The organism is Enterobacter sp. 50588862, assembly GCF_001462935.1.
GTDB classification, from domain to species: domain Bacteria; phylum Pseudomonadota; class Gammaproteobacteria; order Enterobacterales; family Enterobacteriaceae; genus Enterobacter; species Enterobacter bugandensis.
Window position 1 is genome coordinate 151,622 of sequence record NZ_LNHM01000007.1, and the last position, 24,899, is coordinate 176,520.

General features: G+C 58.5%; 16 protein-coding genes. 4 read left to right on the forward strand and 12 right to left on the reverse strand.

The features are described 5' to 3' along the window. Positions 1-3 precede the first annotated feature (3 nt). The 11 genes from yegS to yegD all read right to left on the reverse strand — a co-directional run bounded on the left by yegS (position 4) and on the right by yegD (position 17,037). Positions 4-903, reverse strand: coding sequence for a lipid kinase YegS (yegS, locus tag APT89_RS01170; RefSeq protein ID WP_060571629.1), 900 nt, complete (start codon positions 901-903; stop codon positions 4-6). A gap of 160 nt (positions 904-1,063) precedes the next feature. Beyond that, entirely contained in the window at positions 1,064-1,615 is a 552-nt protein-coding gene (locus APT89_RS01175) for a hypothetical protein (RefSeq protein WP_041911991.1), read from the reverse strand. Positions 1,616-1,676: 61 nt separating this feature from the next. Further along, complete coding sequence (locus tag APT89_RS24435; RefSeq protein WP_060571630.1) at positions 1,677-2,642, reverse strand: hypothetical protein; 966 nt, start codon at positions 2,640-2,642, stop codon at positions 1,677-1,679. A gap of 415 nt (positions 2,643-3,057) precedes the next feature. Beyond that, positions 3,058-4,419, reverse strand: coding sequence for a prephenate-dependent tRNA uridine(34) hydroxylase TrhP (gene trhP / locus APT89_RS01185; RefSeq protein ID WP_008500866.1), 1,362 nt, complete (start codon positions 4,417-4,419; stop codon positions 3,058-3,060). Between the two features lie 168 nt (positions 4,420-4,587). Further along, positions 4,588-5,310, reverse strand: a complete 723-nt coding sequence (baeR, locus tag APT89_RS01190) for an envelope stress response regulator BaeR (RefSeq protein ID WP_047363139.1) — start codon at positions 5,308-5,310, stop codon at positions 4,588-4,590. Further along, a complete protein-coding gene (gene baeS, locus APT89_RS01195) occupies positions 5,307-6,710 on the reverse strand; it encodes an envelope stress sensor histidine kinase BaeS (protein ID WP_028013813.1) in 1,404 nt (467 codons plus the stop codon). Before baeS ends, baeR begins: the two co-directional genes overlap by 4 nt. Next, positions 6,707-8,122, reverse strand: a complete 1,416-nt coding sequence (gene mdtD, locus APT89_RS01200; protein ID WP_060571631.1) for an MFS transporter — start codon at positions 8,120-8,122, stop codon at positions 6,707-6,709. Before mdtD ends, baeS begins: the two co-directional genes overlap by 4 nt. Then, complete coding sequence (mdtC, locus tag APT89_RS01205) at positions 8,123-11,200, reverse strand: multidrug efflux RND transporter permease subunit MdtC (RefSeq protein ID WP_060571632.1); 3,078 nt, start codon at positions 11,198-11,200, stop codon at positions 8,123-8,125. Next, positions 11,201-14,323, reverse strand: a complete 3,123-nt coding sequence (locus tag APT89_RS01210; protein ID WP_060571633.1) for an MdtB/MuxB family multidrug efflux RND transporter permease subunit — start codon at positions 14,321-14,323, stop codon at positions 11,201-11,203. It abuts the gene before it with no gap. After that, entirely contained in the window at positions 14,323-15,525 is a 1,203-nt protein-coding gene (locus APT89_RS01215; protein ID WP_041909096.1) for an MdtA/MuxA family multidrug efflux RND transporter periplasmic adaptor subunit, read from the reverse strand. The genes APT89_RS01210 and APT89_RS01215 overlap by 1 nt, the downstream gene beginning before the upstream one ends. 159 nt (positions 15,526-15,684) lie before the next feature. Beyond that, positions 15,685-17,037: a molecular chaperone gene (gene yegD, locus APT89_RS01220; protein WP_041909098.1), complete on the reverse strand. Its 1,353-nt coding sequence runs from the start codon at positions 17,035-17,037 to the stop codon at positions 15,685-15,687. Positions 17,038-17,167: 130 nt separating this feature from the next. On the opposite strand from yegD, the gene alkA reads away from it, so the two are divergent. Further along, positions 17,168-18,040, forward strand: a complete 873-nt coding sequence (gene alkA / locus APT89_RS01225) for a DNA-3-methyladenine glycosylase 2 (protein ID WP_060571634.1) — start codon at positions 17,168-17,170, stop codon at positions 18,038-18,040. Here the strand turns inward: alkA and APT89_RS01230 are convergent. Further along, a complete protein-coding gene (locus APT89_RS01230) occupies positions 18,005-21,334 on the reverse strand; it encodes a diguanylate cyclase (protein ID WP_060571635.1) in 3,330 nt (1,109 codons plus the stop codon). The genes alkA and APT89_RS01230 overlap by 36 nt on opposite strands. A gap of 343 nt (positions 21,335-21,677) precedes the next feature. Between APT89_RS01230 and udk the strand changes: the two genes are divergently transcribed. The 3 genes from udk (at position 21,678) to asmA (ending at position 24,865) form a co-directional block, all read left to right on the forward strand. After that, positions 21,678-22,319, forward strand: a complete 642-nt coding sequence (udk, locus tag APT89_RS01235; protein WP_008500855.1) for a uridine kinase — start codon at positions 21,678-21,680, stop codon at positions 22,317-22,319. Positions 22,320-22,410: 91 nt separating this feature from the next. Next, positions 22,411-22,992, forward strand: coding sequence for a dCTP deaminase (gene dcd / locus APT89_RS01240; protein WP_028013805.1), 582 nt, complete (start codon positions 22,411-22,413; stop codon positions 22,990-22,992). A 22-nt stretch (positions 22,993-23,014) separates the two neighbouring features. Beyond that, a complete protein-coding gene (gene asmA, locus APT89_RS01245) occupies positions 23,015-24,865 on the forward strand; it encodes an outer membrane assembly protein AsmA (protein ID WP_060571636.1) in 1,851 nt (616 codons plus the stop codon). Positions 24,866-24,899: the final 34 nt, after the last annotated feature.

Genomic DNA, 24,899 nt, shown 5'->3' on the forward strand with positions numbered 1-24,899 from the left:
ACATCAGCGCAAAAGCACACAGTCCGGCGGCAGCCTGCACTGCAGCGCGCCGGGTAATACCTCAATGCGGAACTGCGTCCCGCTAAGCGGCTCTCCGTCGAGGTTAAACGTCATCCCGTGCGGCGCATTCACCTCGAACCACGCCGATTTACCGTCAATGATATTCGGGCTCTCTTCCGGCTGCGTCAGCGTGGTAAACAGCGCGGGCAGCAGACCGTCGCCGGTGAAAATGCGCAGCTGTAGCTGACCATCGTTAATCAGCGCCTCCGGGCAGAGCTGCTGTCCGCCGCCTGCCTGACGTCCGTTGCCAATCCCAATTACCAGCGCGTCGCCCTGCCACTGAAAATCCTCACCGCGAATTTCGCATCGGTCCGGCTTGAGGGTGTCCATACGCATCAATCCGTGGATCAGGTACGACACGCCGCCCAGCGCCGCCTTCAGTTTTTCCGGCGTTTCGCTGGTAATGCGCGTGCCGAATCCACCCGTCGCCATATTGATAAAGCAGGTTTTGTCATTCACCTGGGCGATATCCACGGCGGTGGCTTTGCCGAGGATCGCCAGCTGAAGCGCCTTCTCTAAATCTTCCGGGATCCCGGCGCTGGTGGCAAAATCATTGGCGGTGCCGAGCGGTAATATGCCCATCACCGGGCGATCTGACGGTGGCAGGTCGATAATCGCAGAGGCGATCTCATTGATGGTGCCGTCGCCGCCGCCGGAAATGATGGTGCTGATACCTAACGCTAAGCCTTCGTTGATATAGCGTGCCGCGTCGCCTTTTTCCCACGTCACGCGCACGTGGATACGTGCGCCGTCGTCACGCAAACCCATAATCGCCTGACGCAACGGATCGTTGCCTGCACTTTTGCCATTGAGAATCAATAAACTGTCTGGATAGGTTGCCATCCTCGCTGCTCCCTTTTTTAGCGTTAATAAGAGTGTATAGCAGAGAGGGAAAAAGCGGGTAAGAACAGGATGAAAGACAAAAATATGGCTGCGGAAAGGGGGGTATCCCCCTTTGAGGCGTTTACCTTTTATAGGCCGGTCTCTCAATTGACTCTTGCTGTCAACGTTTGAGCCCTGTCATGTTCCTGTTCTCAATTTTCAGCTGCTTACGCCACACCCGATTATGTAGCGTTAGCGCAATTGAACGGTAAAAGACCGATGTATTCATCCACACGATATTCAAGCAGAAAAATCCCAACCCTAATAATGAAGTTATTTGCGGTGTGTAATTCTCTACAGAGCTGAATAAAAGCGAAACCCACGTCCAGATAAAATAAACGATGCTCATCAAGCCAGTCAGTGTAATGACAGAAATATGCAGTTTAAATCCCGTCAATGACCCTCTGGCAGTTAAAAACATCGTGCACATCACAACCATGCAATACACCACTGCTCCAAGGAATACACCCATCATTACTTGAAATTCAGGTAAGCCGATCAAGCGAAATAGCAACATCCAGACAGAAACTTGTAGCATAGCGTAGCAAAAAATACTGAGTAAGGTACTTATTGCTAAGGGTATGCCAGTCATATGTACACCCACAGGTACACCGTGCTGATCTTTTAAGCGATCTTTCAATGATTCAAGCCGTTGACAATCGTCAGTCGCCATTTCACCTGTTATCACAGTACTTAATGCAAGGCTCTTCTTGATGTAATTTATCATGTCCGGGTCAATAACTTCCTGTAAATGAAAAAGACTGAATCAGACCAAAAACGTATTTACCAGATTGTGTAATATTCTGAGGATTCCGGATTGTACCCGAGAGAGCACTTCCAACAAATGCTGAGGAGTTTGAAATAGCATTCAACAGCTCTCGCTGTAAGAGCAACTGCAGCGCTTCCGATGGATAACGTTTAGGGTAAACCCCAGCTTTCATTGCCGCCTTAACCCCTGAATTCGAGATCCCGGGATTTCGGATACGAATGATCTCCTCCGTTAACCGGGTGCGGTCCGCTCGGCTCATTTTTTGTAATAACGAGAGTAAACTTTCAGACGTCGAGCGATTAAGAAGGCGGTAGGTTAATACAGCGCTTTTTAGACCTGCAGCTGCCCCGGCAAGTGAAATCGCATCCAGAGCAGTATTGGTTGCGGTATACCACTCCTGGGAGTCCATCCAGGCAACATAGTCATTATGATTCATGGCAATAAGTGACAAGCGGCCAAGCCCGTTTGCACACTGAATTCCTGTTGCTACACCGCCTGCGACAATCACAGCGGCAACAGCACCGGAAGAACCTGCGGTGAGAGGAATGGCCATACCTGCGCCTGCAGCAAGGACGACAGTAAGAATGGCGGCTCCGCAAGAAATCGCCGTAGAACCTATTTCAGTCGCTAATGACGGTGACTGAATCGTCGTCGTCGTTGCCTGGATGGGATTATTTGATGAGGCATTTACTTTAGTGATGACGACATGGCTTACCGAGCTTTCGTTTGGTGTCGCAATCCGCCTTGAGGGTCTTACTAACCACTGACGCGCACCGTCTGAGTAGATGATCCCAACCTGGCTAAAGTTACGGCTACAGTCCAACTGATTGGCAAGGGCGGTGAAATTTATATCCCCGCCGGAGGCAAGACCCAGACTACGTGCGAGTTCATAATCCGGAAAATCCTTTGAAATCTGACCAGGAAATGTCATGTCGTCTCTCCATCCATGTGAAATCGTATATCGTCAAGAAATCAAGAGTAAAGGGCATGTTGTAGACCGGAATTAGGAATAATTCGAATAATGCGCCATCCCGCCAGATTCATTAAAAGTTGTGATGAATGTCGTATACCTGCCCGATTCTCGAAAAGATCTTCCAGCAGACGCTATCACGAATCAACACCCTTCAATTGGTGGGTCTACGCAATTTGATTTTTAATAAGTGGACTGAATGCGGCAAAAAATAAGCCCGCGTAAGGGAGATTACGCAGGCTAAGGAGGTGGTTCCTGGTACAGCTAGCATTTATGGGTTATGTTTTTCAGCGGGGGGATAATACCCGTATTGAACGAAGCGGTATGTGATCCGATTCTAAGAATTATCCCAGCGCGAAAAAATTTCCCTGATTGACTATTTGCCGTGTGGATTACGTGTGCTTTCACCGTTGAAGTTACGCATCAGCAGCGCGAACTTCAGCTCCACTTCTTCCGGAACCGGCAGCCAGACGGTATGCCCGTCGCCCGGCGCAACCTCAATCGCTTCGCCTTTGCCGTTTTCCAGATGCTCCAGCGTGAAGTTCATGTTGCCCTGCGGGGTCATCAGCTCCAGGCTGTCGCCTTTGGTGAACTTGTTTTTCACCGCCACCGCCGCCAGCGCGCCTTTGCGCTCGCCGGTGAAGTCGCCGACAAACTGCTGGCGCTCGGAAACGGAGTAGCCATGCTCGTAGTTCTGGTAGTCGTCGTGGGTATGGCGGCGCAGGAAGCCTTCGGTATAGCCGCGGTGCGCCAGGCCTTCCAGGGTTTCCAGCAGGCTGGTATCGAACGGTTTACCGGCCGCCGCATCGTCGATGGCTTTGCGGTACACCTGCGCGGTACGCGCGCAGTAGTAATAGGATTTGGTGCGGCCTTCGATCTTCAGGGAGTGCACGCCCATCTGCGTCAGGCGCTCAACGTGGGCGATGGCGCGCAGATCTTTTGAGTTCATGATGTAGGTGCCGTGCTCGTCTTCAAAGGCGGTCATGTACTCGCCCGGACGTTTGGCTTCTTCAATCATAAACACGCTGTCGGTTGGCGCGCCGATGCCCAGCGTTGGCTCAACGTTGGTTACCGGGATCGGCTCATGCTTGTGGACGATGTTGCCGATGTCATCCTCTTTGCCTTCCTGAACGTTATATTCCCAGCGGCAGGCGTTGGTGCAGGTGCCCTGGTTCGGGTCGCGCTTGTTGATATAGCCAGAGAGCAGGCAGCGGCCGGAGTAGGCCATGCACAGCGCGCCGTGAACGAAGATTTCAATTTCCATGTCCGGCACCTGGGTGCGGATCTCTTCGATCTCTTCGAGGGAAAGCTCGCGGGACAGAATGACGCGGGTCAGCCCCATCTGCTTCCAGAACTTCACCGTCGCCCAGTTGACGGCGTTGGCCTGCACGGAGAGGTGAATGTCCATTTCCGGGAAGTTCTCCCGAACCAGCATGATTAAACCCGGGTCCGACATGATCAGCGCGTCCGGCCCCATATCCACCACCGGCTTCAGGTCGCGGATGAACGTTTTCAGCTTGGCGTTGTGCGGCGCGATGTTGACCACCACGTAGAATTTTTTACCCAGAGCATGCGCCTCGTTGATGCCGAGCTGCAGGTTCTCGTGGTTGAATTCGTTGTTACGCACGCGCAGCGAGTAGCGTGGCTGGCCCGCATACACGGCGTCGGCGCCATAGGCGAAAGCGTAACGCATATTTTGCAGCGTTCCCGCCGGGGAAAGGAGTTCCGGTTTAAACATGTTTGTTCTCGTTCTGATGACAGGTCAGATCCGCATGCACCAGGTGCAGCGGTAAGGGGAGATCCCCCACTTTAAGGGCGGGCATTGTAGCGCTGCGGGGCAGGGAGGTAAAGTTATTGTGCCGGGTGACGGCTTCGCCTTACCCGGCCTGGATTAACCAGCGGCTAACTAGGCAATCCTGCACGCATCCGCTTCCCAGCGATATCCCACGCCGTACACCGCGCGAATAAACGACTGCTCGGCGTCCAGCGCCTCCAGCTTGCGGCGCAGGTTTTTGATGTGGCTGTCGATGGTGCGGTCGGTCACCACGCGGTAATCGTCGTACAGGTGGTTCAACAGCTGTTCGCGGGAGAAGACTTTTCCCGGCTCGTGGGAGAGGGTTTTCAGCAGGCGGAACTCCGCAGGGGTGAGGTCCAGCAGCTTGCTGCGCCAGCTCGCCTGGAAGCGGCTCTCATCCACAATCAGCGGGCTTTCGGCGTCCAGCATCTGAAGCTCGCGCTGCGGCCTGCAGCGGCGCAGAATGGTTTTCACGCGGGCCACTACCTCACGCGGGCTGTAGGGCTTGCAGATGTAGTCGTCCGCGCCAATTTCGAGCCCCAGCAGGCGGTCAATCTCTTCAATTTTGGCGGTAACCATCACGATAGGCACGTCGGAGAAGCGACGAATTTCCCGGCACAGGGTCAGGCCATCAACGCCAGGCAGCATTAAATCCAGCAGGATAAGATCCGGCGGAGTCTGGCGCACGTACGGCAGCACCTGGTCGCCGTGGCTGATCAGTGACGGGGCATAGCTGGCCGCGCGTAAATAGTCGATCAGCAGTTGTCCCAGCTTGGGTTCATCTTCGACGATCAAAATGCGCGGCGTGTTTTCGTCAATCGGTAACTCGGTCATACTTCTCTCGATAAATCCCGTTCCAGAGGTAACTCTACTGTAATGCTAACCCCGCCAAAAGGCGAATGGGCGGCGCGAATGGTGCCATTATGCGCCTCGACGATGTTAACGCAAATCGCCAGCCCCAGGCCGGAACCGCCGCTGGCGCGGTTGCGGGAGCCTTCGGTGCGGTAAAAGCGCTCGAACAATTTTTCCAGCTGCGCGTCCTGCACGCCGGGGGCGGAATCGGCGAAGGTGAGGGCGAAGCGTCCGTTGTCCTGCCTGCCGGAGATATGCAGCCCGCCACCGCTGTCGGTGTAGCGCAGGCTGTTCTCCAGCAGGTTGTTGAACAGCTGCATCAGCCGGTCTTTGTCGCCAAACACCACCGCGCTGTCCGGCAGGGAGAGGTCGATTTTCAGGTTGCGGCTGGCAAACCGTTCCCGGAAGGCGCCGCTGGCAACTTCGAGCACGTTAATGACATCGACGGGCGCCTTCTGGTAGGCCAGCGCGCCTTCGTCGGACATGGAAAGCTGGTGGAGGTCATCCACCAGCTTGGTGAGCGTGCCCACCTCCGCCTGCAGAGAGGCCACCGATTCGGGGGTAAACTGGCGTACGCCGTCCTGAATCGCCTCCAGCTCGCCGCGCAGCACCGCCAGCGGGGTGCGCAGCTCGTGGGAAATATCGGCCATAAAGTCGCGGCGCATCTGCTGGTTTTTCTCAAGCGTGCTGGCGAGTTGGTTAAAGTCCTGCGCCAGCTTGCCCAGTTCGTCCTGGCTGCGGGTGTCGACGCGGGTGGTGAAATCCCCGGCGGCCAGCTTGTGCGTGCCTTCCACCAGCCGTTTCACCGGCGCGAGCAGACCGCGCGCCAGCGGGAAGGTGGCGAGCGCGGCGAGCAGGGTGGAGAGAGCGACGATCAGCCAGCTGGTCCGGCGCTGCTGGCGGTCAAAGTTGATATCGGTGTTGCGCGTCAGGCGCTCCACCGGTGAGGCGATAACCCAGCCGACGGTCGCGTTATTCACCTTAATCGCCCGGCGGGTGCCGTCCGGCGGTATCGGCGCGCGCGGCCCAACCAGCGTGCGCATATCCTGATCGATTACCCAGAACTGGGTGCGCCAGCCGTGCGGCGGCATGCCCGGGCCAGGCCGATCGTCGCCAGCATCGTGCTCCAGCGAGCGCAGGATCTGGAAAATAAAGCGGTCGTTATTGCGCAGAAAACGCCAGTTGCCGTGCTGGGCGTACTGTTCACTCAGCGCATCGCTTAAGCCCTGTAAACGCTGTTCATTGCCATGCTTGATGTAATCAATAAAACCGCGCTCAAAGCTGATCCGCACCGCCCAGTGCATAGTGATCAGCAGGACGATACAGGTGGCGAAGATCGCCACGAAGAGCTTGCCGGTAATACCCGGACGCCAGAATTTCATGAGCCACTCCTTTTGCCGCGCCTGATGACGACGTTCTTGCTGGTATCATCCGGCACTCGGGCAAAGATGACGGCGGGCAGGGCGATAATCACCGCCATGCTGATATAGGTATATAGAAAGACCTGATGCGCCACCGGCGTGTCGACGCTGAGATGGTGCTGGCCGTACATGCCGAGCAGTAAACCCGCGATGGTCACGCCGACGCTCATGGAGAGCTGCATGATCATCGACAGGAGGCTGTTGCCGCTGCTCGCCAGATCGTCCGGCAGGTCTTTCAGCGTGAGGGTATTCATCGACGAGAAGCGCATGGAGTTGACCATCCCCTGGCAGAACAGCACCAGCGGCAGGATGTAGTACCAGCCCATCAGCGCCACGGTCATAAACAGCAGGCTGACCAGCGACAGCCCCAGCGTGGCGGCCACCAGCACGTGACGGTAGCCAAAGCGGTTCACCACCTGCACCACGATGCGCTTCATCCCCATGCTGCCGAGCACCATCGGGATCATCATCAGGCCCGCGTGAAACGGCGAAAACCCCATGCCAATTTGCAGAAACACGGGCGTCATAAACGGCAGCATGCCGCTGCCGATACGTCCGGCGAAGCTGCCGAACAGGCCAAGGCGGTAGGTGGGATTTTTAAATAAGTTCAGGCTGAACAGCGCCTTATCATTCCCGCGAGCGTGCCACAGATACCACAGAATGGCGGTGATGCCGATAACCACCAGCAACCCGAGCGTCAGGGACGAAATGCCCAGCCCCTTTTGCCCGTCGAGCGCCAGGGTGAGCGTAGCCATGCCCGCCGCCAGCAGAATAAAGCCGAAGAAATCAAAGCGTCGGGTCTGCATTTTGTAGTTCGGCATCAGCGTCAGGGTGGCGATGGCGCCGATGATGCCCACCGGCAGATTGATCAAGAAGATCCAGTGCCAGGAGGCGTACTCCACCAGCATCCCGCCCAGCGCCGGGCCGAGCAGCGGCCCCACCTGGCCGGGCAGGGTGACGAAGGTCATCGCCGCCATGTACTGCTCGCGTGGCACAATCTTCATCACCGTTAACCGCCCGACGGGCACCATCATCGCCCCGCCGACGCCCTGCAGCACGCGCGCCGTCACCAGCTGGTCGAGGGTGCTGGCCTGGGCGCAAAACAGCGAGCCAGCGGTAAACAGCACGATGGCGGTAAAGAAGATATTCCGCACGCCCACTTTGTCCGCCAGCCAGCCGCTGGCGGGCAGCATCACCGCAACCGTCAGCACGTAGGCGACAATTACCATATGCATATGCAGCGGGCTCTCCCCCAGGCTTTTCGCCATCGAGGGGAGGGCGGTGTTAACGATGGTCGTATCCAGCGACTGCATAAAGAAGCCGAAGGCGACTATCCACAATTGCCAGCGAACGTTGCTGGGAAGCTCAGTCATTTACCCGTTTACCGTTTCTCTGTTTTTACGCGAAAAGCGCAGCCGCAGGCGGTCGAAGAACAGATAGACCACCGGCGTGGTGTACAGCGTCAGCAGTTGGCTCATCACCAGGCCGCCGACGATGGTGATCCCCAGCGGCTGGCGCAGCTCTGAGCCGTCTCCGCCCGAGATAACCAGCGGCAGTGCGCCAAACAGCGCCGCCAGGGTGGTCATCATGATTGGACGGAAGCGCAGCAGGCAGGCCTGGAAAATGGCCTCTTCCGGCGAGAGGTTGCCGTTGCGCTGGGCGTCCAGCGCAAAGTCCACCATCATGATGGCGTTTTTCTTTACGATGCCGATTAACAGCATAATTCCGATAAGCGCGATCAGGCTGAATGGCGCGCCAAACAGCTCCAGCGCAAGCAGCGCCCCCACGCCCGCCGACGGCAGCGTAGAGAGGATGGTCAGCGGGTGAACGTAGCTCTCATACAGGACGCCCAGCACAATATAGACCGTGGCAATGGCCGCCAGGATCAAAATCACCTGCGAGTTCATCGTCTCCTGGAACACCTGCGCGGTCCCGGCAAAGCTGCCGCGCACGGTGGACGGCACGCCAAGCTGGGTCATCGCGCGGTTGATCGCGTCGCTGGCCTCGGAAAGCGACGAACCGGCGGGCAGGTTAAAGGAGATGGTCGACGCCGCCGACAGCCCCTGATGGTTCACCGACAGCGGCGCGTTGGCTGGTCGCCAGCTGGCAAAGTACGAGAGCGGTATCGCCTTGCCGTCGCTGTTAATCACAAACATTTTATCCAGCGCGCTGATGTCCTGGGTGTAGCGCGGATCCACCTCCATCACCACCTTGTACTGGTTCATCGGCTGATAGATGGTGGAGATCTCCCGCTGGCCGAAGGCGTTATTTAGCAGGCTGTTGGCGGCTTCAACGTTGATGCCCAGCCGCGACATGGTTTCACGGTCGTAGGTCAGGGCCATCTCCGCGCCGTTGTCCTGCTGATCGGAGTTCACGTCCGCCAGCTCCGGCAGGGCGGCCAGCGCCTTACGGATCTTCGGCTCCCACTCGCGCAGGGCGGCTAAATCATCCGAGAGCAACGTGTACTGGTAGCTGGCGTTCGCCTGCCGCCCGCCGACGCGGATATCCTGAACGGCCATCAAAAACAGGTTGGCGCCCGGCTCTTTGGCGAGCTTCACACGCAGGCGGTCAATCACCTGCTGGGCGGTTTCGTTGCGCTCGCCGCGCGGCTTAAGGGTAATGAACATCATCCCGCTGTTAACGCGCGAGCCGCCGGTAAAGCCAGTGACGTTGTCTACAGCCGGATCCTCACGAATGATCTTCATAAAGTCCTGCAGCTTGCCGCGCATCGCCTGGAATGAAATGCTCTGGTCCGCCTGAATGCCGCCCATCAGCACGCCGGTGTCCTGCTCCGGGAAGAAGGTTTTCGGGATGGTGATGTACATCCAGACGTTGAGCCCAATGGTGGCGATCAGCACCAGACCGACCAGCCGCGTGTGGTTCAGCACCCACTTCAGCGATTTGCCGTAGCCTTCCTGCATCGCCATCAGAAAACGACCAAAGCCTTTGCGGCGCGGCTGCGAGTGAGGCTTGCTGCGCTTGAGCATCCAGCCGCACATCATCGGCGTCAGCGTCAGGGAAATCACCAGCGAAATCCCGATGGCGACCGAGAGCGTGACGGCAAACTCCCGCAGCAGCCTGCCCGGCAGCCCGCCCATCAGCAGCAGCGGCAGGAAGACCGCCACCAGCGACAGGCTCATGGAAAGTACCGTAAAGCCCACCTCGCGCGTGCCCTGCAGCGCGGCCTGCAGCGGTTTCACGCCCGCTTCAAGGTGGCGGGAAATATTCTCCAGTACCACGATGGCGTCATCCACTACGAAGCCCGTCGCAATCGTCAGGGCCATCAGCGACAGGTTGTTAAGGCTAAAGCCGCACAGGTACATGGCGGCAAAGGTCCCAATCAGCGACACCGGCACGGCCACCGCCGGGATCAGCGTCGCGCGGCCGGAGCGCAGGAACAGGAACACCACCAGGATCACCAGCGCGACGGAGATAATCAGCGTTTGCTCCACCTCTTCCAGCGAGGCGCGGATGGTCGGGGAGCGATCCTGGGCAATTTGCAGATCGATTGCTGCCGGGATGGTCTCCTGCAGGTCCGGAAGACGGGCGCGAATGCTGTTCACCGTCTCAATAATGTTCGCCTCCGGCAGCTTGCGGATCATCAGCAGGATGGCCGGTTTAGCGTTGGTCATCCCGGCGTTGCGCACGTCCTGCACCGAGTCGGTGACGCTGGCGACGTCGCTCAGGCGTACCGCCGCGCCGTTGTTGTAGTGAATAATCAGCGGCTGGTATTCCGCGGCGGTTTTTAGCTCGTCGTTGGTCTGGATCTGCCAGCGGTGGCTGCCGTCCTCAATCGCCCCCTGCGGTTTACGCACGTTGGCGCTGCTGATGGCGGAGCGCACGTCGTCCAGCGACACGCCCTGGTTGAACAGCGCCTGCGGGTTCAGGCCCACGCGCACGGCGGGCAGAGAACTGCCGCCAACGCTCACGTCACCCACGCCGTTGATTTGTGAGATCGTCTGCGCCAGCTGGGTCGACGCAAAATCGTACAGCTGCCCCTGAGAATAGGTGTCAGAGGTCAGCGTCAGGATCATGATTGGCGCGTCGGACGGATTGGCCTTGCGGTAGGTCGGACGGCTCGGCATCCCGCTCGGCAGAAGGCTTTGCGCGGCGTTAATGGCCGCCTGCACGTCACGGGCGGCACCGTTAATATCTCGGTCGAAGCTGAATTCCAGAATGATGCGCGTGCTGCTCAGCGAGCTGCTGGAGGTCATCTCGTTGACCCCCGCAATCCGCCCAAGAGAACGCTCCAGCGGCGTGGCAACGGACGAGGCCATGGTCTCCGGTGACGCACCCGGCAGCGAGGCGCTGACCATGATCACCGGGAAATCCACCTGCGGCAGGGGGGCTACTGGCAGCAGCCGGAAGCCCAGCACGCCGCACAGGGTAATGGCGATGGAGAGTAAAATCGTCGCCACCGGACGGTAAATGAAGAGGGCGAAAAACTTCACTTACGCCTCCTCTTCACGTTTCGGGAAACGGCTTTTGGTCCACAGCGCCAGGCGGTCAAACAGCAGATAGATCACCGGCGTGGTGAAGAGCGTCAGCACCTGACTCACCAGCAGGCCCCCGACCATACCGATACCCAGCGGGCGGCGCAGCTCCGCGCCGACGCCGGTGCTGAGCATCAGCGGCAGCGCGCCCAACAGGGCGGCCAGCGTGGTCATCAGGATCGGGCGGAAACGCAGCAGGCAGGCCTGGAAGATAGCATCGCGCGGCGACATGCCCTGCTCGCGCTCGGCGGCCAGCGCAAAGTCGATCATCATGATGGCGTTTTTCTTCACGATCCCGATAAGCAGGATGATGCCGATGATGGCAATAACGTCCAGCTCGCTGCCCGCCAGCATCAATGCCAGCAGCGCCCCCACGCCCGCCGTTGGCAGGGTAGAGAGGATGGTGATCGGGTGGATAAAGCTTTCGTACAGCACGCCGAGCACGATGTACATCGCCACGACCGCCGCGACGATCAGCCAGACGGTGTTGCCCAGCGCGGCCTGGAACGCCAGGGTGCTGCCCTGGAACTGGGTCTGAATGTCGGACGGGAAGCTGAGCGCTTTTTCAGCAGCCTGGATGGCTTCCACCGCCTCGCCCAGCGAGTAACCGTCCGGCACGTTGAAGGAAATGGTGGTGGACGGGAACTGATCCAGGTGGTTAATCGACAGCGGGGTATAGCGCTCCTCCACCGTGGCGATGGCGCTCAGCGGCACAATGCCGCCGTCTTTGCTGGTCAGGCGCACCGAGTCCAGGCCGGCCAGGCCGGGGGTGTGCTCGGTGTTGTGCTCCAGCACCACGCGGTACTGGTTCGCCTGGGTGTAGATGGTGGAGATCAGGCGCTGCCCGAAGGCGTTGTACAGGGCGTTGTCCACATCAGACATGGTGATGCCCAGACGGCTGGCGGTGTCGCGGTTAACGTTGACGTAGGCCGCCAGCCCCTTGTCCTGCCAGTCGCTGCTGACGTCGGCGAGCTGCGGCAGGGTGGTAAGTTTTTCAACCAGCTGCGGCACCCAGGTGCTGAGGGCATCAAGCGACGTAGCCTGGAGCGTGAACTGATACTGCGTGCGGCTGACCTGGGTATCAATGGTCAAATCCTGAATCGGCTGCAGGTAAAGCTCAACGCCCGGCACGCGGGCCACGGCGCTTTGCAGGCGCTCGATGACGGCGTTCACGCGGTCGTCGCGCTCATCCAGCGGCTTGAGGTTGATCTGCAGACGCGCGCTGTTGAGCGACGGATTGGTGCCATCCACCCCCACGTAGGACGTCAGGCTCTCCACCGCCGGGTCTTTCATGATGATCTCAGACACCTGCTGCTGGCGCTGCGCCATGTTCGCGAAGGAGACCGACTGCGGAGCCTGAAGCGTGCCCTGAATAATGCCGTTATCCTGGATGGGGAAGAAACCTTTCGGAATAAAAATCCACAGCATTACGCTGAGCGCCAGCGTGCCCAGTGCCACGCCAAGCGTTGCCCACGGATGGTTCAGCACTTTCGCCAGCACGCGACCGTAGGCGGCAATAATTTGCTCGAACATCCGCTCGGAGGCGCGGGAGAAGCGGTTTTGCTTGCGCAGGGACTCGTGGCTCAGCATGCGGGCGCACATCATCGGCGTCAGGGTCAGCGACACCACGGCAGAGATCAAAATGGCGACCGCCAGCGTCACGGCAAACTCGCGGAACAGCCGCCCGACGATGTCGCCCATAAACAGTAGCGGGATCAGCACCGCAATCAGCGAGAAGGTCAGCGAGATAATGGTAAAGCCGATTTCCCCTGCGCCCTTCAGCGCGGCGGCCAGCGGCTTTTCACCTTTCTCGATATAGCGCGAGATGTTCTCGATAACGACGATGGCGTCATCCACCACGAACCCGGTGGCGATGGTCAGCGCCATCAGCGTCAGGTTGTTAATCGAAAAGTCGAGGAACACCATCACCGCAAAGGTCCCGACCAGAGAGAGCGGCACGGCGACGGCGGGGATAATGGTTGCCGGAACGTTGCGCAGGAACAGGTAAATGATCATTACCACCAGCGCAATCGCCAGCATCAGCTCGAACTGTGTGTCGGTGACCGACGCACGAATGTTGGTGGTGCGGTCGGAAAGGACTTTTACGCTGACCGATTTCGGCAGGCTTTCAATCAGCTGCGGCAGCATGGTGCGGATGCTGTCGGCGGTTTCGATGATGTTGGCGCCCGGCTGGCGCTGCACGTTCATCACGATCGCCTGCTGCTTGTTCGCCCACGCGCCGAGCCAGCTGTTTTCCGCGCCTTGTTCCACGGTGGCGACATCGCCCAGGCGGATAGGCGCGCCGTTCTGGTAGGCCACAATCAGCTGACGGTATTCGTCGGCGGACTGCATCTGGTCGTTTGCCGAGAGGGTGACCGCACGGGTCGGGCCGTCCAGCGAGCCTTTCGCCGAGTTGACGTTGGCACTGCTGATGGCGGTGCGGATGGTTTCGCTGGTCAGTCCCAGCGCGGCAATCGCCTGTGCGTTAAGCTTGACGCGCACGGCCGGGCGCTGGCCGCCCGCCAGCGTGACGAGGCCGACGCCGGAGACCTGTGAAATCTTCTGCGCCACGCGGGTTTCGACCATGTCTTCGACCTGGGTCATCGGCATGGCGGAGGAGGTGACGGCCAGCGTCATGATCGGCGGATCCGCCGGGTTCACCTTGCTGTAGACCGGCGGGTTAGGCAGGTCCGACGGCAGCAGGTTGGTGGCGGCGTTGATGGCGGCCTGCACTTCCTGCTCGGCGACGTCCAGTGACAGCGTTAGCTGGAACTGCAGCGTCACGACGGATGCCCCGCCGGAACTCTGGGAGGACATCTGTTTTAATCCGGACATCTGGCCAAACTGGCGCTCCAGCGGGGCGGTAATGGCGGACGTCACCACGTCCGGGCTGGCGCCAGGATAGAGAGTGACAACCTGAATCGTTGGATAATCCACCTCCGGCAGCGCCGACACGGGCAGGAAGCGGTAGCCAATAATCCCGGCCAGCAGGATCGCCACCATCAACAGCGTGGTGGCGACAGGGCGGAGGATAAACAGGCGTGACGGCCCACCTGTAGAGCTCGGGGGCATAACCTGCATCAGGAGGTCGCTCCCTGTTTCGCAGGTTCAACCACCTCAACTTTCGCGCCTTCGGTGAGACGGTCGATGCCGTCGGTGACCACGCGGTCGCCGGCGGAGAGCCCGGCGCTGATGACCACCGTCTGGCTGTCCTGAATCCCGGTTTTCACCAGATGTTTGCTCACTTTATTGTCGCTGTTCAGCACCCAGACAAAGCTTCCTTCGTTACCCATCTGCAGCGCTGCGGTAGGGATCACTACCGCGTTCTCTTCGGTAGCGACCAGCATTCGCGCGTTGACGAACTGGTTCGGGAAGAGGGCATCGTCCTGGTTGTTAAAGCGCGCCTTCAGCTTGATGGTGCCGGTGGTGGTATCGATCTGGTTGTCCAGACTGAGCAGGGAACCCTCGCTCAGCTTCTGCTTGTTGGTGCGGTCCCAGGCTTCCACCACCAGGCCTTTACCGGCTTTTTGCGCCTGCATGACGGTTGCGATATCGCTTTCCGGCAGGGTAAAGACTAAATCAATCGGGTGGGTCTGGGTGATCACCACGATGCCCGTGGTGTCGCCGCTGGAGATCTGGTTACCGATATCGACCTGCTTCAGGCCCACGCGTCCGTCAATCGGCGCGGTGATGCGGCTCCAGTCCAGCTGCAGCTGCGCGCTGGCGACGGCGGCCTCGTCGGCTTTGATGGTGCCCTGCGTTTCGCTGACCAGCGACTGCTGGGTGTCCAGCTCCTGACGAGAAACGAGGTTGGTTTTCACCAGCTGCTGGTAGCGCGCCAGATCGCGACGGGCGTTGGCGAGGGTGGCTTTGTCTTTCGCGAGCTGCCCCTGCGCCTGAGCGAGGGCGACTTTAAACTGGCTCGGGTCGATTTCCGCCAGCAGATCGCCCGCTTTGACCTGCTGACCTTCCTGGAAGTGGATTGCGATGAGCTGACCGTCAACGCGGCTGCGCACCGTGGCGGTGTTGGCGGCGGTAATGGTTCCGAGCCCCGTCAGATAACGCGGAACGGCTTTGCTCACCGCCGTCGCCGCCTGAACCGGTGCCAGCGCGCCGCCGCGCATGCCGTGACGGCCGCCGCCAGCCGGGCGCTGGGCCTGGCTGCTGGCGCCAGCGGGAGCGGCGGAGTTCGCAGATTGACTGTGCCAGTACCAGGCGGCGGCAAGGACCACCACAATGATGCCAGCGGCGATTGCCCAGCGGGATTTGTTACTGCCTTTCATCGTTATACGTTCTCATCCTGAATACTTCGGGGAATGATACTAGTTTAGTCAGCTAACACAGCGGAAAAATGGAGGAAATATGGAAGACTGTCAGGAATGGTCTGAGTGTGGCGATCGTTTTAGCCGGGTAAGGCGAAGCCGCCACCCGGCACAACCGCACTAGCTAAACATCACCTGCGCCCAGCGCGCCAGCCCTGCGGTAACGGAGCCAAAGTCATCCCCACCGGCAATCGGAATCCCCGGCAGTTGTTCCGCCAGCGCTTTCTTGATCAGCGGCGAACGGGCGCTACCGCCGGTCAGGTAGATCACATCCGGCTTCTCTTTGCCGTTCTCCAGCGCCAGCTGGACCTGCTCCAGAATGCGCTGCAGCGGCTGAGCAAGCGCCGTCTCCAGCCCCTCCTGTGAAATCGCCGTGGCCAGATCCTCGCTGATAAACGGCAAGGAGACCGCATGTTCAGGACGGTCGGAAAGGGCGATTTTGCACTCCTCCGCAGTTCGCACCACGCGGTAGCTCAGGCGCTGACGCCACACTTTATAGAGCAGGGCGACCTTCTCGGCATCCTGCGCGTCGCGCACCAGGTCGTTGAGGAAGCGCCCGTTCGCGGTGCTGTAAAAATCACTCTGCGCCGGAACATCGTTGATGGCAATCGCGTTCCACCACGGCAGGATCGGCAGGGCAATGCCTTTTTCCGTTTGCCCGCCCATGCCCAGCAGCGGCATCAGGCTCTTAAAGGCCAGGGCGATATCCAGATCGTTGCCGCCTACGCGGCAGCCGCTGTGCCCGAGCAGGCTGTTTTCGCGGTCACGACGGTGATGCCACTGCGGCCCCATCAGCAGCAGCGAGCAGTCCGTTGTACCGCCCCCGATGTCGACGACCAGCACGCGCTTCTCTTCCGTCAGCGTGGCTTCAAAATCCAGCCCCGCCGCAACCGGCTCGTACTGAAACACCACGTCGCGGAATCCCGCCCGGTGCGCCGCACGTTCAAGGATCCCCTGCGCCTGCTGGTTGGCTTCGTCACCGCCCAGCCCCTGGAAGTTGATCGGGCGGCCAATCACCGCCTGGGTGATAGTATCCGGCACCTGCGACTGCGCCTGATTGCGGATATGCAGCATCATGGCGCACACCAGATCTTCAAACATCGCCACCTGCTGCGGCTTCAGGCCGCTCGCGCCGAGGAAGGACTTTGGCGATTTAACGAAGTAGACCTCTTCCGGATCTTCAATGTAATGCCCGAGCGAGGAGAGGCCAAACTGCACGCTGGAAGGGGTAACGTCGATGTCTTCCTCGCGGTTAAAGCTGACCGCCCGACGCAGCAGCGCCTGGGTCTCCGCCGCGGTAGCCGGAACCTGATGGTGGCGGAACAGCCACTCGCTCACCGCTTCGCGCGTCGGCGCGCAGAGCATTGATGGCAGCAGCGTGCTCTCTTTTTCCATTTTCAGAAGCTGCGGTTGGCCGTTTTGCATGATCGCAACCGAGCAGTTTGCCGTACCGTAGTCAAATCCAATAAACACGATTAATCCCCATGCCGGTGAGAAGGGGCGAGACTTTAACGAAATGTCTGCATCGCGACAACAGGAATATGAAAGCAAGGCAAAACAAGGTCTTTCCGTTTATGCTGATAAAAATAAAAAAGGAGCAGCGATGTATACCCTGACGTGGCAACCCCCTTACGACTGGCAGTGGATGTTTGGCTTTCTCGGCGCGCGTGCGGTGACGGGCATTGAAACCGTCACGAGCGACTACTACGAGCGCAGCTTTGCCTGCGACGGCCATCAGGGGATATTTCGCGTGACGCCGGATATCGCTACCCATACGCTGATTGTGACGCTCAGCCCGGGGGTGGTTCCGGTTGCGCAGACGTGTCTTGAACGCATCGCGCGCCTGTTCGATCTCGCCTGTAACCCGCAGCACATCGCGGATACGCTGGGGGATCTCGGCGCTGCCCGCCCCGGCTTGCGTCTGCCGGGGGCGATGGATGCGTACGAGCAGGGCGTACGGGCCATTCTCGGGCAGTTGGTCAGCGTGGCGATGGCGGCGAAACTGGCTTCCCGCGTTGTCGCCCTGTGCGGTGAGCCGGTGAAGGATGCACCGGGTTATGTCTGCTTTCCCTCCCCGCAAGCGCTGGCCGCTGCCGATCCGCTGGCGCTCAAGGCGCTCGGGATGCCGGTAAAACGCGCGGAGGCGCTGATTCATCTGGCGCAGTCGGTTGTTGACGGGACGTTTCCGTTGACGCCGCCCGAGGACGTTGAGGCGGGAATGAAGGCGCTACAGCAGCGGCCGGGCATCGGGCGCTGGACGGCAAATTACCTGGCCCTGAGAGGCTGGCAGGCGAAAGATGTGTTCCTGCCGGATGATTATCTGATTAAGCAACGCTTCGCCGGGATGACTCCCGCACAGATCCGTCGTTACGCCGAGCGCTGGCAGCCGTGGCGCTCCTACGCATTGCTGCACATCTGGTATACCGACGGCTGGACGCCGTCAGTTGATGGCGAAATAACTGGTGTTGAGCAGTAGATCCAGCGGCTGCGGCTCGGCGATGGTGTCGCCATAGATAAAATCAATGCCGATGCCGGAAAGCGTATCCATCATGATGGGCTGGTTGCAGGGGCCCGCGATGGTTTTCATCCCCAGACGCTGGGCGTGGCCCTGAACGATGGTCACCATCATCTCATCCATCAGATTACCATACACGTTGCTCACCACCTCGGCGTCCAGCATCAGATAATCGGCCATGTTCGGGCTCAGGTGGCTGAAGACGTTCATGTCGCGCCCTATCTGGCTGAAGATCACCCGGCAGCCCGCCTGGCGAAGCTTTTGCAGCCCTCGCTGCAGGTTCTCATCCGGGTTACACACTACGTCGCTCGCGATAACCAGATGCAGCAGACGGCCCGGCATGGGGCTGTTATCGAGCAGGTTGAGGAGTTCATCGACCAGCGTTACGCTGGCTAAACCGGCGGCAGAAAGGGGCAGTGCTACCCCCATCCCTTTACGGGCGACCTGTGCGGCAGAGGTACGGAAAAACTCACCAAAGATACGTCTGTCGAGGGCGTGCAGCAGTTCGGGCTCCGCCAGACCAGAACGGAAGGCGTGCTCCTCCTGGACTTCACCCTGGCTGGTCCACAGGCGTAGCGAAATCAGCCAGAAGTTACAGCTTTCCGGTATGCGCGGGGAGGCGACGCTGCGGGCTATCATCATCAGATGATTGTCTTTGATCATATGCCACTGTTCGTCCAGCGACATCATGCTGCGCGCGCTCCGATCCCGCTCCTGCTGCGGTTCGTACACCGTCACGATGCCGCGGCCGCTGTTTTTAGAGGCATAACAGGCAATATCCGCCTGCGACATCACTTCTGACGCCTGGTTATTATGCTCATCAATCAGCGTGATCCCTGCGCTGGCGCCAATCCGGTGCAGGCGACCTTCCCACATAAAGTGATAGTCATTGATGGTATGGATCAAACGACCAGTGATATAGCGCGCGCTCTCAATATTGCAGTCCGGCAGCAGCAGCCCAAACTCGTCGCCGCCCAGGCGCGCCAGCACGTCGCTGGATCGAAGCATGGTTAACATCATGGAAGAGAGTTCCCGCAACAGGGCATCTCCCGCCGCATGGCCTGCGCTATCATTGACGGCTTTGAAGCGGTCCAGATCGATAAAGACCAGCGCATGACGCTGACGCGTCTCGCGAACGGTTTGCAGAAGCCGTTTGAGATGGTTTTCGAAGCTGACCCGATTTGCCAGGTGGGTGAGGGCATCGTGCGACGCACTGTAGCTTAGCTGACGCAGCATTTTGCGCGACTCGGTGACATCCTGAATAACGATCACCGAGCCAATACTGTGCCCATCAAGGGTACTGAGTGGCGTAATGCTGTAGTGGATATCAAACGATCCGCCGGTGCGGCAGTTCAGCACTACATCCTGGTCGATATCGGAGCGTGACATATCGCCGCTGTGAATATTCTCCATCAGCGGGCCCCGTTCCCCAAAGGTGATGTGTAACACCTTCAGGATCGGCTGGCCGATGGCCTCGGTCTGCAGCCAGCCGCTCATCTTCTCGGCGACCGGGTTCATAAAGGTGACGTTCATGTCGATATCGGTACAGAGCACCGCTTCGCCGATGGAGTCGAGCGTGATGTGCAGACGCTCTTTTTCCTGAAACAGCGCTTCGTTAAGCTCCTTCACCTCGGTCATGTCCATATTGATGCCGAGCAAACGTTCGACTTCACCCTCTTTATTCAGCACCCGGTTGGCCAGGGATCGTATATGGCGCACGCCTTCCTTCACGCGGATACGGAATTCAAGCTTAAACGGCAGACGCGAAACCAGTGAATCCCGCAGCACCTGCTCCGCATGGGCGCGATCCTCCGGCAATATTCTTTCGTGCCAGAGCTGCCAGGTGGGCTTAATGTGCGGCGGAATTTCATACAGCTCAAACATCCGCTTATCCCAGCTGATGATGTCTGGCTCCAGATCCCACTCCCAGATACCGATGCCGCCCGCTTCGTTGGCCAGCGTAATGCGCTCCATCAGGCGCTTATTGACCCACTCGGTCTGCTTCAGGTCGTTAATGTCTTCAATCTGGGCGATGAAATAGAGCGGCGAGCCATCGGCATGGCGCACGACGGAGACGGCCAAAAGCGCCCAGACGACCTCTCCGTTGCGCGTGTAATAGCGCTTTTCAAGGGTGTAAGTGTTGATCTCGCCGTTGACCAGCTGTTCCAGCTGTTCCAGGTCGGTATGCAAATCTTCCGGCCAGGTGAGCTGCTGGAAGGTGAGCGACTGTAGCTCTGTCTGGCTGTAACCGAGGAAATTGCACAGCGCCTTGTTGGCCTGAAGCCACTGGCCCTCCATGCTGACTAACGCCATACCGATGGCGGAATACTCCATTGCATTACGAAAGCGCTCTTCGCTCTCGGTGATGTGTTTGCGTTCGGCACGGAAGGCATACATCACCATGGTCATCACGTTAGCGGGGAGGAGTAGCATCAGGAACGGCAGCCACGGCGCGTTCATCATCGGCCCGGCATGTTGGGTGGTCAGCGCCGAAGGGTTATGGGCAATCATCAGTGAAACGACCATCACGGTAACCAGAAACACCATGAACGCTTCCATCCGCGGCAAGCGCACGGCGCTCCACATCAGCAGGACAATCACGCAGGTAAAGGGCCACGGCAGCCAGGTGATGGATGCCCAACTGAGGGCCAGCGTTACGGCCATGGTAACCAGGGTTTCCAGCAGCAATCTCGGGTCACGGTGGCGGAGCAGGTAATGGGATTTAAACAGCAGCCCCAGCGGCACCAGCGCCAGCGCGCCAATGGATTCAGATAGCACCCAGACGATGAAATTACGCAGCGGCTCAGGGCCGGGGATCAGAAGCGTCATCAGAATACCGCCCACCAGCGGCGGCACCAGCGCGCTGCCTATTGCCAGGCGGATCCAGTCGTTTAGATTTTGCAGCGGGTTGTACCACGGAAGCAGCTTGCGCAGTAACACGGCACCGATGATGGCCTCAATAACGTTTATTGCGGTGTAGGTGGGGTTTATTGACGCCCAGGAGAACACCATCCACGAGGCCAGAATATTGCCAAATGAACAGGCCAGGGCTATCCCGGGCCACATTTTTCCTGCATGGCGGTAAAACGCCACCATCATAATGGCGGTAGGAAACCAGAGTGGCGCCAGCAGGGTACCGAAGCGGGTAAGCTCCAGCGAAAATAAGGTAAAGATAAAGGTGACCAGGCCCAGACAGACAAGTCGTAATAAAGGATGTGGGGTGGTAACCAAAACCCGCTGGTATTGTTTATTCATTACCGCTTTATCCAGAGACGCCATGCCGTCAGGAGAGAAGTGCGCACGAGTGAATTTGATAAGTTGGTTTATGCTAGTACAAACAATTTACAATTCATATGGCGACTGCTCATAATTTGACATCATAGACTTATTAAATAGTTACTCGCTAAAAAATCCCTGTTAAACGCTGAAAAAACGGTCATTAAAATTTCTCTCAGGGAGCAATGCGCCACTTTTCAGCCCGTCTCGCAGAACCTGCGCATTCGACTGGTATCACGCCCGCGAAATCCCTATAATTGCCGCGTTTGACGCTCCGGCGTCGTCCTTCCTTTACATCCAGGTTATTCAGGTCGCTAAATTTATGACTGATAAGTCTCATCAGTGCGTCATTATAGGCATCGCCGGCGCATCGGCTTCAGGTAAAAGTCTAATTGCCAGTACGCTTTATCGCGAACTGCGTGAACAGGTAGGTGATGAGCATATCGGCGTCATTCCCGAAGACAGCTACTACAAAGATCAATCCCATCTGTCGATGGAAGAACGTGTAAAAACCAACTACGACCACCCGAATGCGATGGATCACAGTTTACTGTTCCAGCATTTAGAAGCGCTTAAGAGCGGCCAGGCGATCGAACTGCCCGTTTACAGTTACGTAGAACACACCCGTACCCAGGAAACGATCCGCATCGAGCCGAAGAAGGTCATTATCCTTGAAGGCATCCTGCTCCTGACCGATGCCCGCCTGCGTGAATCCATGAACTTCTCCATCTTCGTCGATACCCCGCTGGATATCTGCCTGATGCGCCGCATCAAGCGTGACGTTAACGAGCGCGGCCGTTCGATGGACTCCGTCATGGCGCAATACCAGAAAACGGTCCGTCCGATGTTCCTGCAGTTTATTGAACCATCCAAACAATACGCCGATATCATCGTGCCTCGCGGGGGCAAAAACCGCATTGCTATTGATATCTTAAAAGCGAAAATCAGCCAGTTTTTTGAATAAGCCGCGCGAATTGTGTACCGTTCAGAGATAACCTGGTTTTACCCTGAGCGTTCAACGGCTCAGGGTACGATGCATGAAAGGAGAAAGTACCATGCGTCTTTGCGATCGTGATATTGAAGCCTGGCTGGATGAAGGCCGCTTGTCTATTACCCCACGTCCCCCCGTGGAGCGTATCAATGGGGTGACCGTTGATGTGCGGTTGGGGAATAAATTCCGCACCTTTAGCGGCCATACTGCGCCGTTCATCGACCTCAGCGGGCCGAAGGATGAAGTCAGCGCCGCGCTCGATCGCGTCATGAGTGATGAAATCATCATTGACGAAGGTGAAGCTTTTTATCTGCACCCGGGTGAACTGGCGCTGGCGGTGACGTATGAATCCGTGACCCTGCCTGCGGATCTCGTCGGCTGGCTTGATGGCCGTTCTTCTCTGGCCCGCCTGGGGCTGATGGTTCACGTGACCGCGCACCGTATCGACCCAGGCTGGTCCGGCCGTATCGTGCTGGAGTTCTTCAATGCCGGTAAACTGCCGCTGGCGCTGCGCCCCGGAATGATGATCGGTGCGTTAAGCTTTGAACCGCTCACAGGCCCGGCAGACAGGCCTTATAACCGCCGCCAGGACGCAAAATACCGCGACCAGCAGGGTGCGGTTGCCAGCCGTATTGATAAAGACTGATCGTTAGTCCATTGAGGATGCCATGAGAAGAGTTCTGACAACGCTGATGATTTTGCTGGTAGTGCTGGTTGCTGGCCTTTCGGCGTTGGTTCTGCTGGTTAACCCGAATGATTTCCGCGCTTACATGGTGCGGCAGGTCGAGGCACGCAGTGGTTACCAACTGAAGCTTGACGGGCCGCTGCGCTGGCACGTCTGGCCGCAGCTCAGCATTCTCTCTGGCCGCATGTCGTTAACCGCGCCGGGCGCGGCACAGCCGCTGGTCTCTGCGGACAACATGCGTCTCGATGTGGCGCTGATCCCGCTCCTCTCCCATCAGCTGCAGGTTAATCAGGTGATGCTGAAGGGCGCGGTCATTCAGCTTACCCCGCAGACCGAAGCCGTGCGCGACGCGAATGCGCCGGTTGCGCCGCGCGAGAATACCTTACCGGATGAACCGTCCGATACGGGCTGGTCCTTTGATATAGGCAAACTGAAAGTGGCCGATAGCGTGCTGGTGTTCCAGCATGAGGATCAGGAGCAGGTCACCGTTCGCAACATCAACCTGCAGATGGAACAGGATGAACACCATCTTGCGTCGCTGGAATTTAGCGGACGGATAAACCGCGACCAGCGCGATCTGTCCCTCTCGTTGAATGCAAACGTGAATGCGTCGGACTACCCGCATCAGTTGACGGCCGACATCAAGCAGCTTAGCTGGCAGCTGACGGGAGCGGATCTCCCGACCCAGGGGATCGCCGGGCAGGGGACGCTGCAGGCCGTATGGCGCGAAGAGCAAAAACAGCTGGCGCTGGATAACCTTAACCTGCAGGCCAACGACAGCAACCTGAAAGGGCAGGCGAGCGTCACGCTCGACGATAAGCCGAAGTGGGTGCTGAACCTGCAGTTTGACAAGCTCAACCTGGAGAACATCCTGCCACCGGTGCCGGCAAGCGCAACGGACAGCGATGCCGTGCAGACGGGGCAAAGCCAGTCACCGGTGTCGCGTCCGGTTATCTCATCCAACCTTGAACAGCCTGACTATAACGTGCTGCGCGGCTTCACGGCGGATATTCTGCTGAAAGCCAACAGCGTGCGCTGGCGCGGTATTGATTTTACCGACGTGAGCGGCCAGATGTTCAACCACAACGGGTTGCTGGTAATTTCAGAACTGAGCGGCAAAATGGGGGCGGGTCACCTGTCACTTCCGGGTACGCTGGACGTGCGTAAGGACGTTGCCAGCGCTGAATTCCAGCCGCGTCTCGACAACGTTGAGATTGGCAGCATCCTCAAAGCCTTTAACTATCCGATATCCCTGACGGGTCAGTTGACGCTGGCGGGCGATTTCTCAGGCACCAAAATTGATGCCAACGCCTTCCGCCGTGAGTGGCAGGGCGAGGCGCATGTTGACCTGAAAGATTCGCGAATGGAAGGGCTCAACTTTCAGCAGCTGGTTCAGCAGGCGGTGGAGCGCAGCAGCGATGTTAAAGCCCAGGAAAACTACGACAGCGCAACGCGCCTCGACAGCTTCACCACTGACCTGACGCTGGATAATGGGGTGCTGACGCTGGCCGGGATGCAGGGAACTTCATCTATGCTGTCGTTAACCGGAGAAGGCTCGCTGGATCTGGTCAAAGAGACGGCGGACACGCGCTTTAACGTCAGGGTGCTTTTCGGCTGGCAGGGCGAAAGCAAGCTGATTGACTTCCTCAAAGAGACGCCGGTTCCGCTTAGCGTATACGGCAAATGGCAGGCGCTGAACTACAGCCTTCAGGTAGATCAGATCCTGCGTAAGCATCTGCAGGATGAAGCGAAGCGTCGGCTCAACAGCTGGGCGGATCGTAATAAAGATTCCCAGAACGGCAAGGATGTGAAGAAGCTTCTGGATAAGCTTTGACGGCGGTGCGGCCTGATGCCCTCACCCAGACCCT

Bases quoted from the DNA above. Each gene is read 5' to 3' on its own strand.
- yegS (WP_060571629.1), bottom strand. From the start codon at position 903: ATGGCAACCTATCCAGACAGTTTATTGATTCTCAATGGCAAAAGTGCA.
- APT89_RS01175 (WP_041911991.1), bottom strand. From the start codon at position 1,615: ATGGCGACTGACGATTGTCAACGGCTTGAATCATTGAAAGATCGCTTA.
- APT89_RS24435 (WP_060571630.1), bottom strand. From the start codon at position 2,642: ATGACATTTCCTGGTCAGATTTCAAAGGATTTTCCGGATTATGAACTC.
- trhP (WP_008500866.1), bottom strand. From the start codon at position 4,419: ATGTTTAAACCGGAACTCCTTTCCCCGGCGGGAACGCTGCAAAATATG.
- baeR (WP_047363139.1), bottom strand. From the start codon at position 5,310: ATGACCGAGTTACCGATTGACGAAAACACGCCGCGCATTTTGATCGTC.
- baeS (WP_028013813.1), bottom strand. From the start codon at position 6,710: ATGAAATTCTGGCGTCCGGGTATTACCGGCAAGCTCTTCGTGGCGATC.
- mdtD (WP_060571631.1), bottom strand. From the start codon at position 8,122: ATGACTGAGCTTCCCAGCAACGTTCGCTGGCAATTGTGGATAGTCGCC.
- APT89_RS01210 (WP_060571633.1), bottom strand. From the start codon at position 14,323: ATGCAGGTTATGCCCCCGAGCTCTACAGGTGGGCCGTCACGCCTGTTT.
- APT89_RS01215 (WP_041909096.1), bottom strand. From the start codon at position 15,525: ATGAAAGGCAGTAACAAATCCCGCTGGGCAATCGCCGCTGGCATCATT.
- alkA (WP_060571634.1), top strand. From the start codon at position 17,168: ATGTATACCCTGACGTGGCAACCCCCTTACGACTGGCAGTGGATGTTT.
- APT89_RS01230 (WP_060571635.1), bottom strand. From the start codon at position 21,334: ATGAATAAACAATACCAGCGGGTTTTGGTTACCACCCCACATCCTTTA.
- udk (WP_008500855.1), top strand. From the start codon at position 21,678: ATGACTGATAAGTCTCATCAGTGCGTCATTATAGGCATCGCCGGCGCA.
- dcd (WP_028013805.1), top strand. From the start codon at position 22,411: ATGCGTCTTTGCGATCGTGATATTGAAGCCTGGCTGGATGAAGGCCGC.
- asmA (WP_060571636.1), top strand. From the start codon at position 23,015: ATGAGAAGAGTTCTGACAACGCTGATGATTTTGCTGGTAGTGCTGGTT.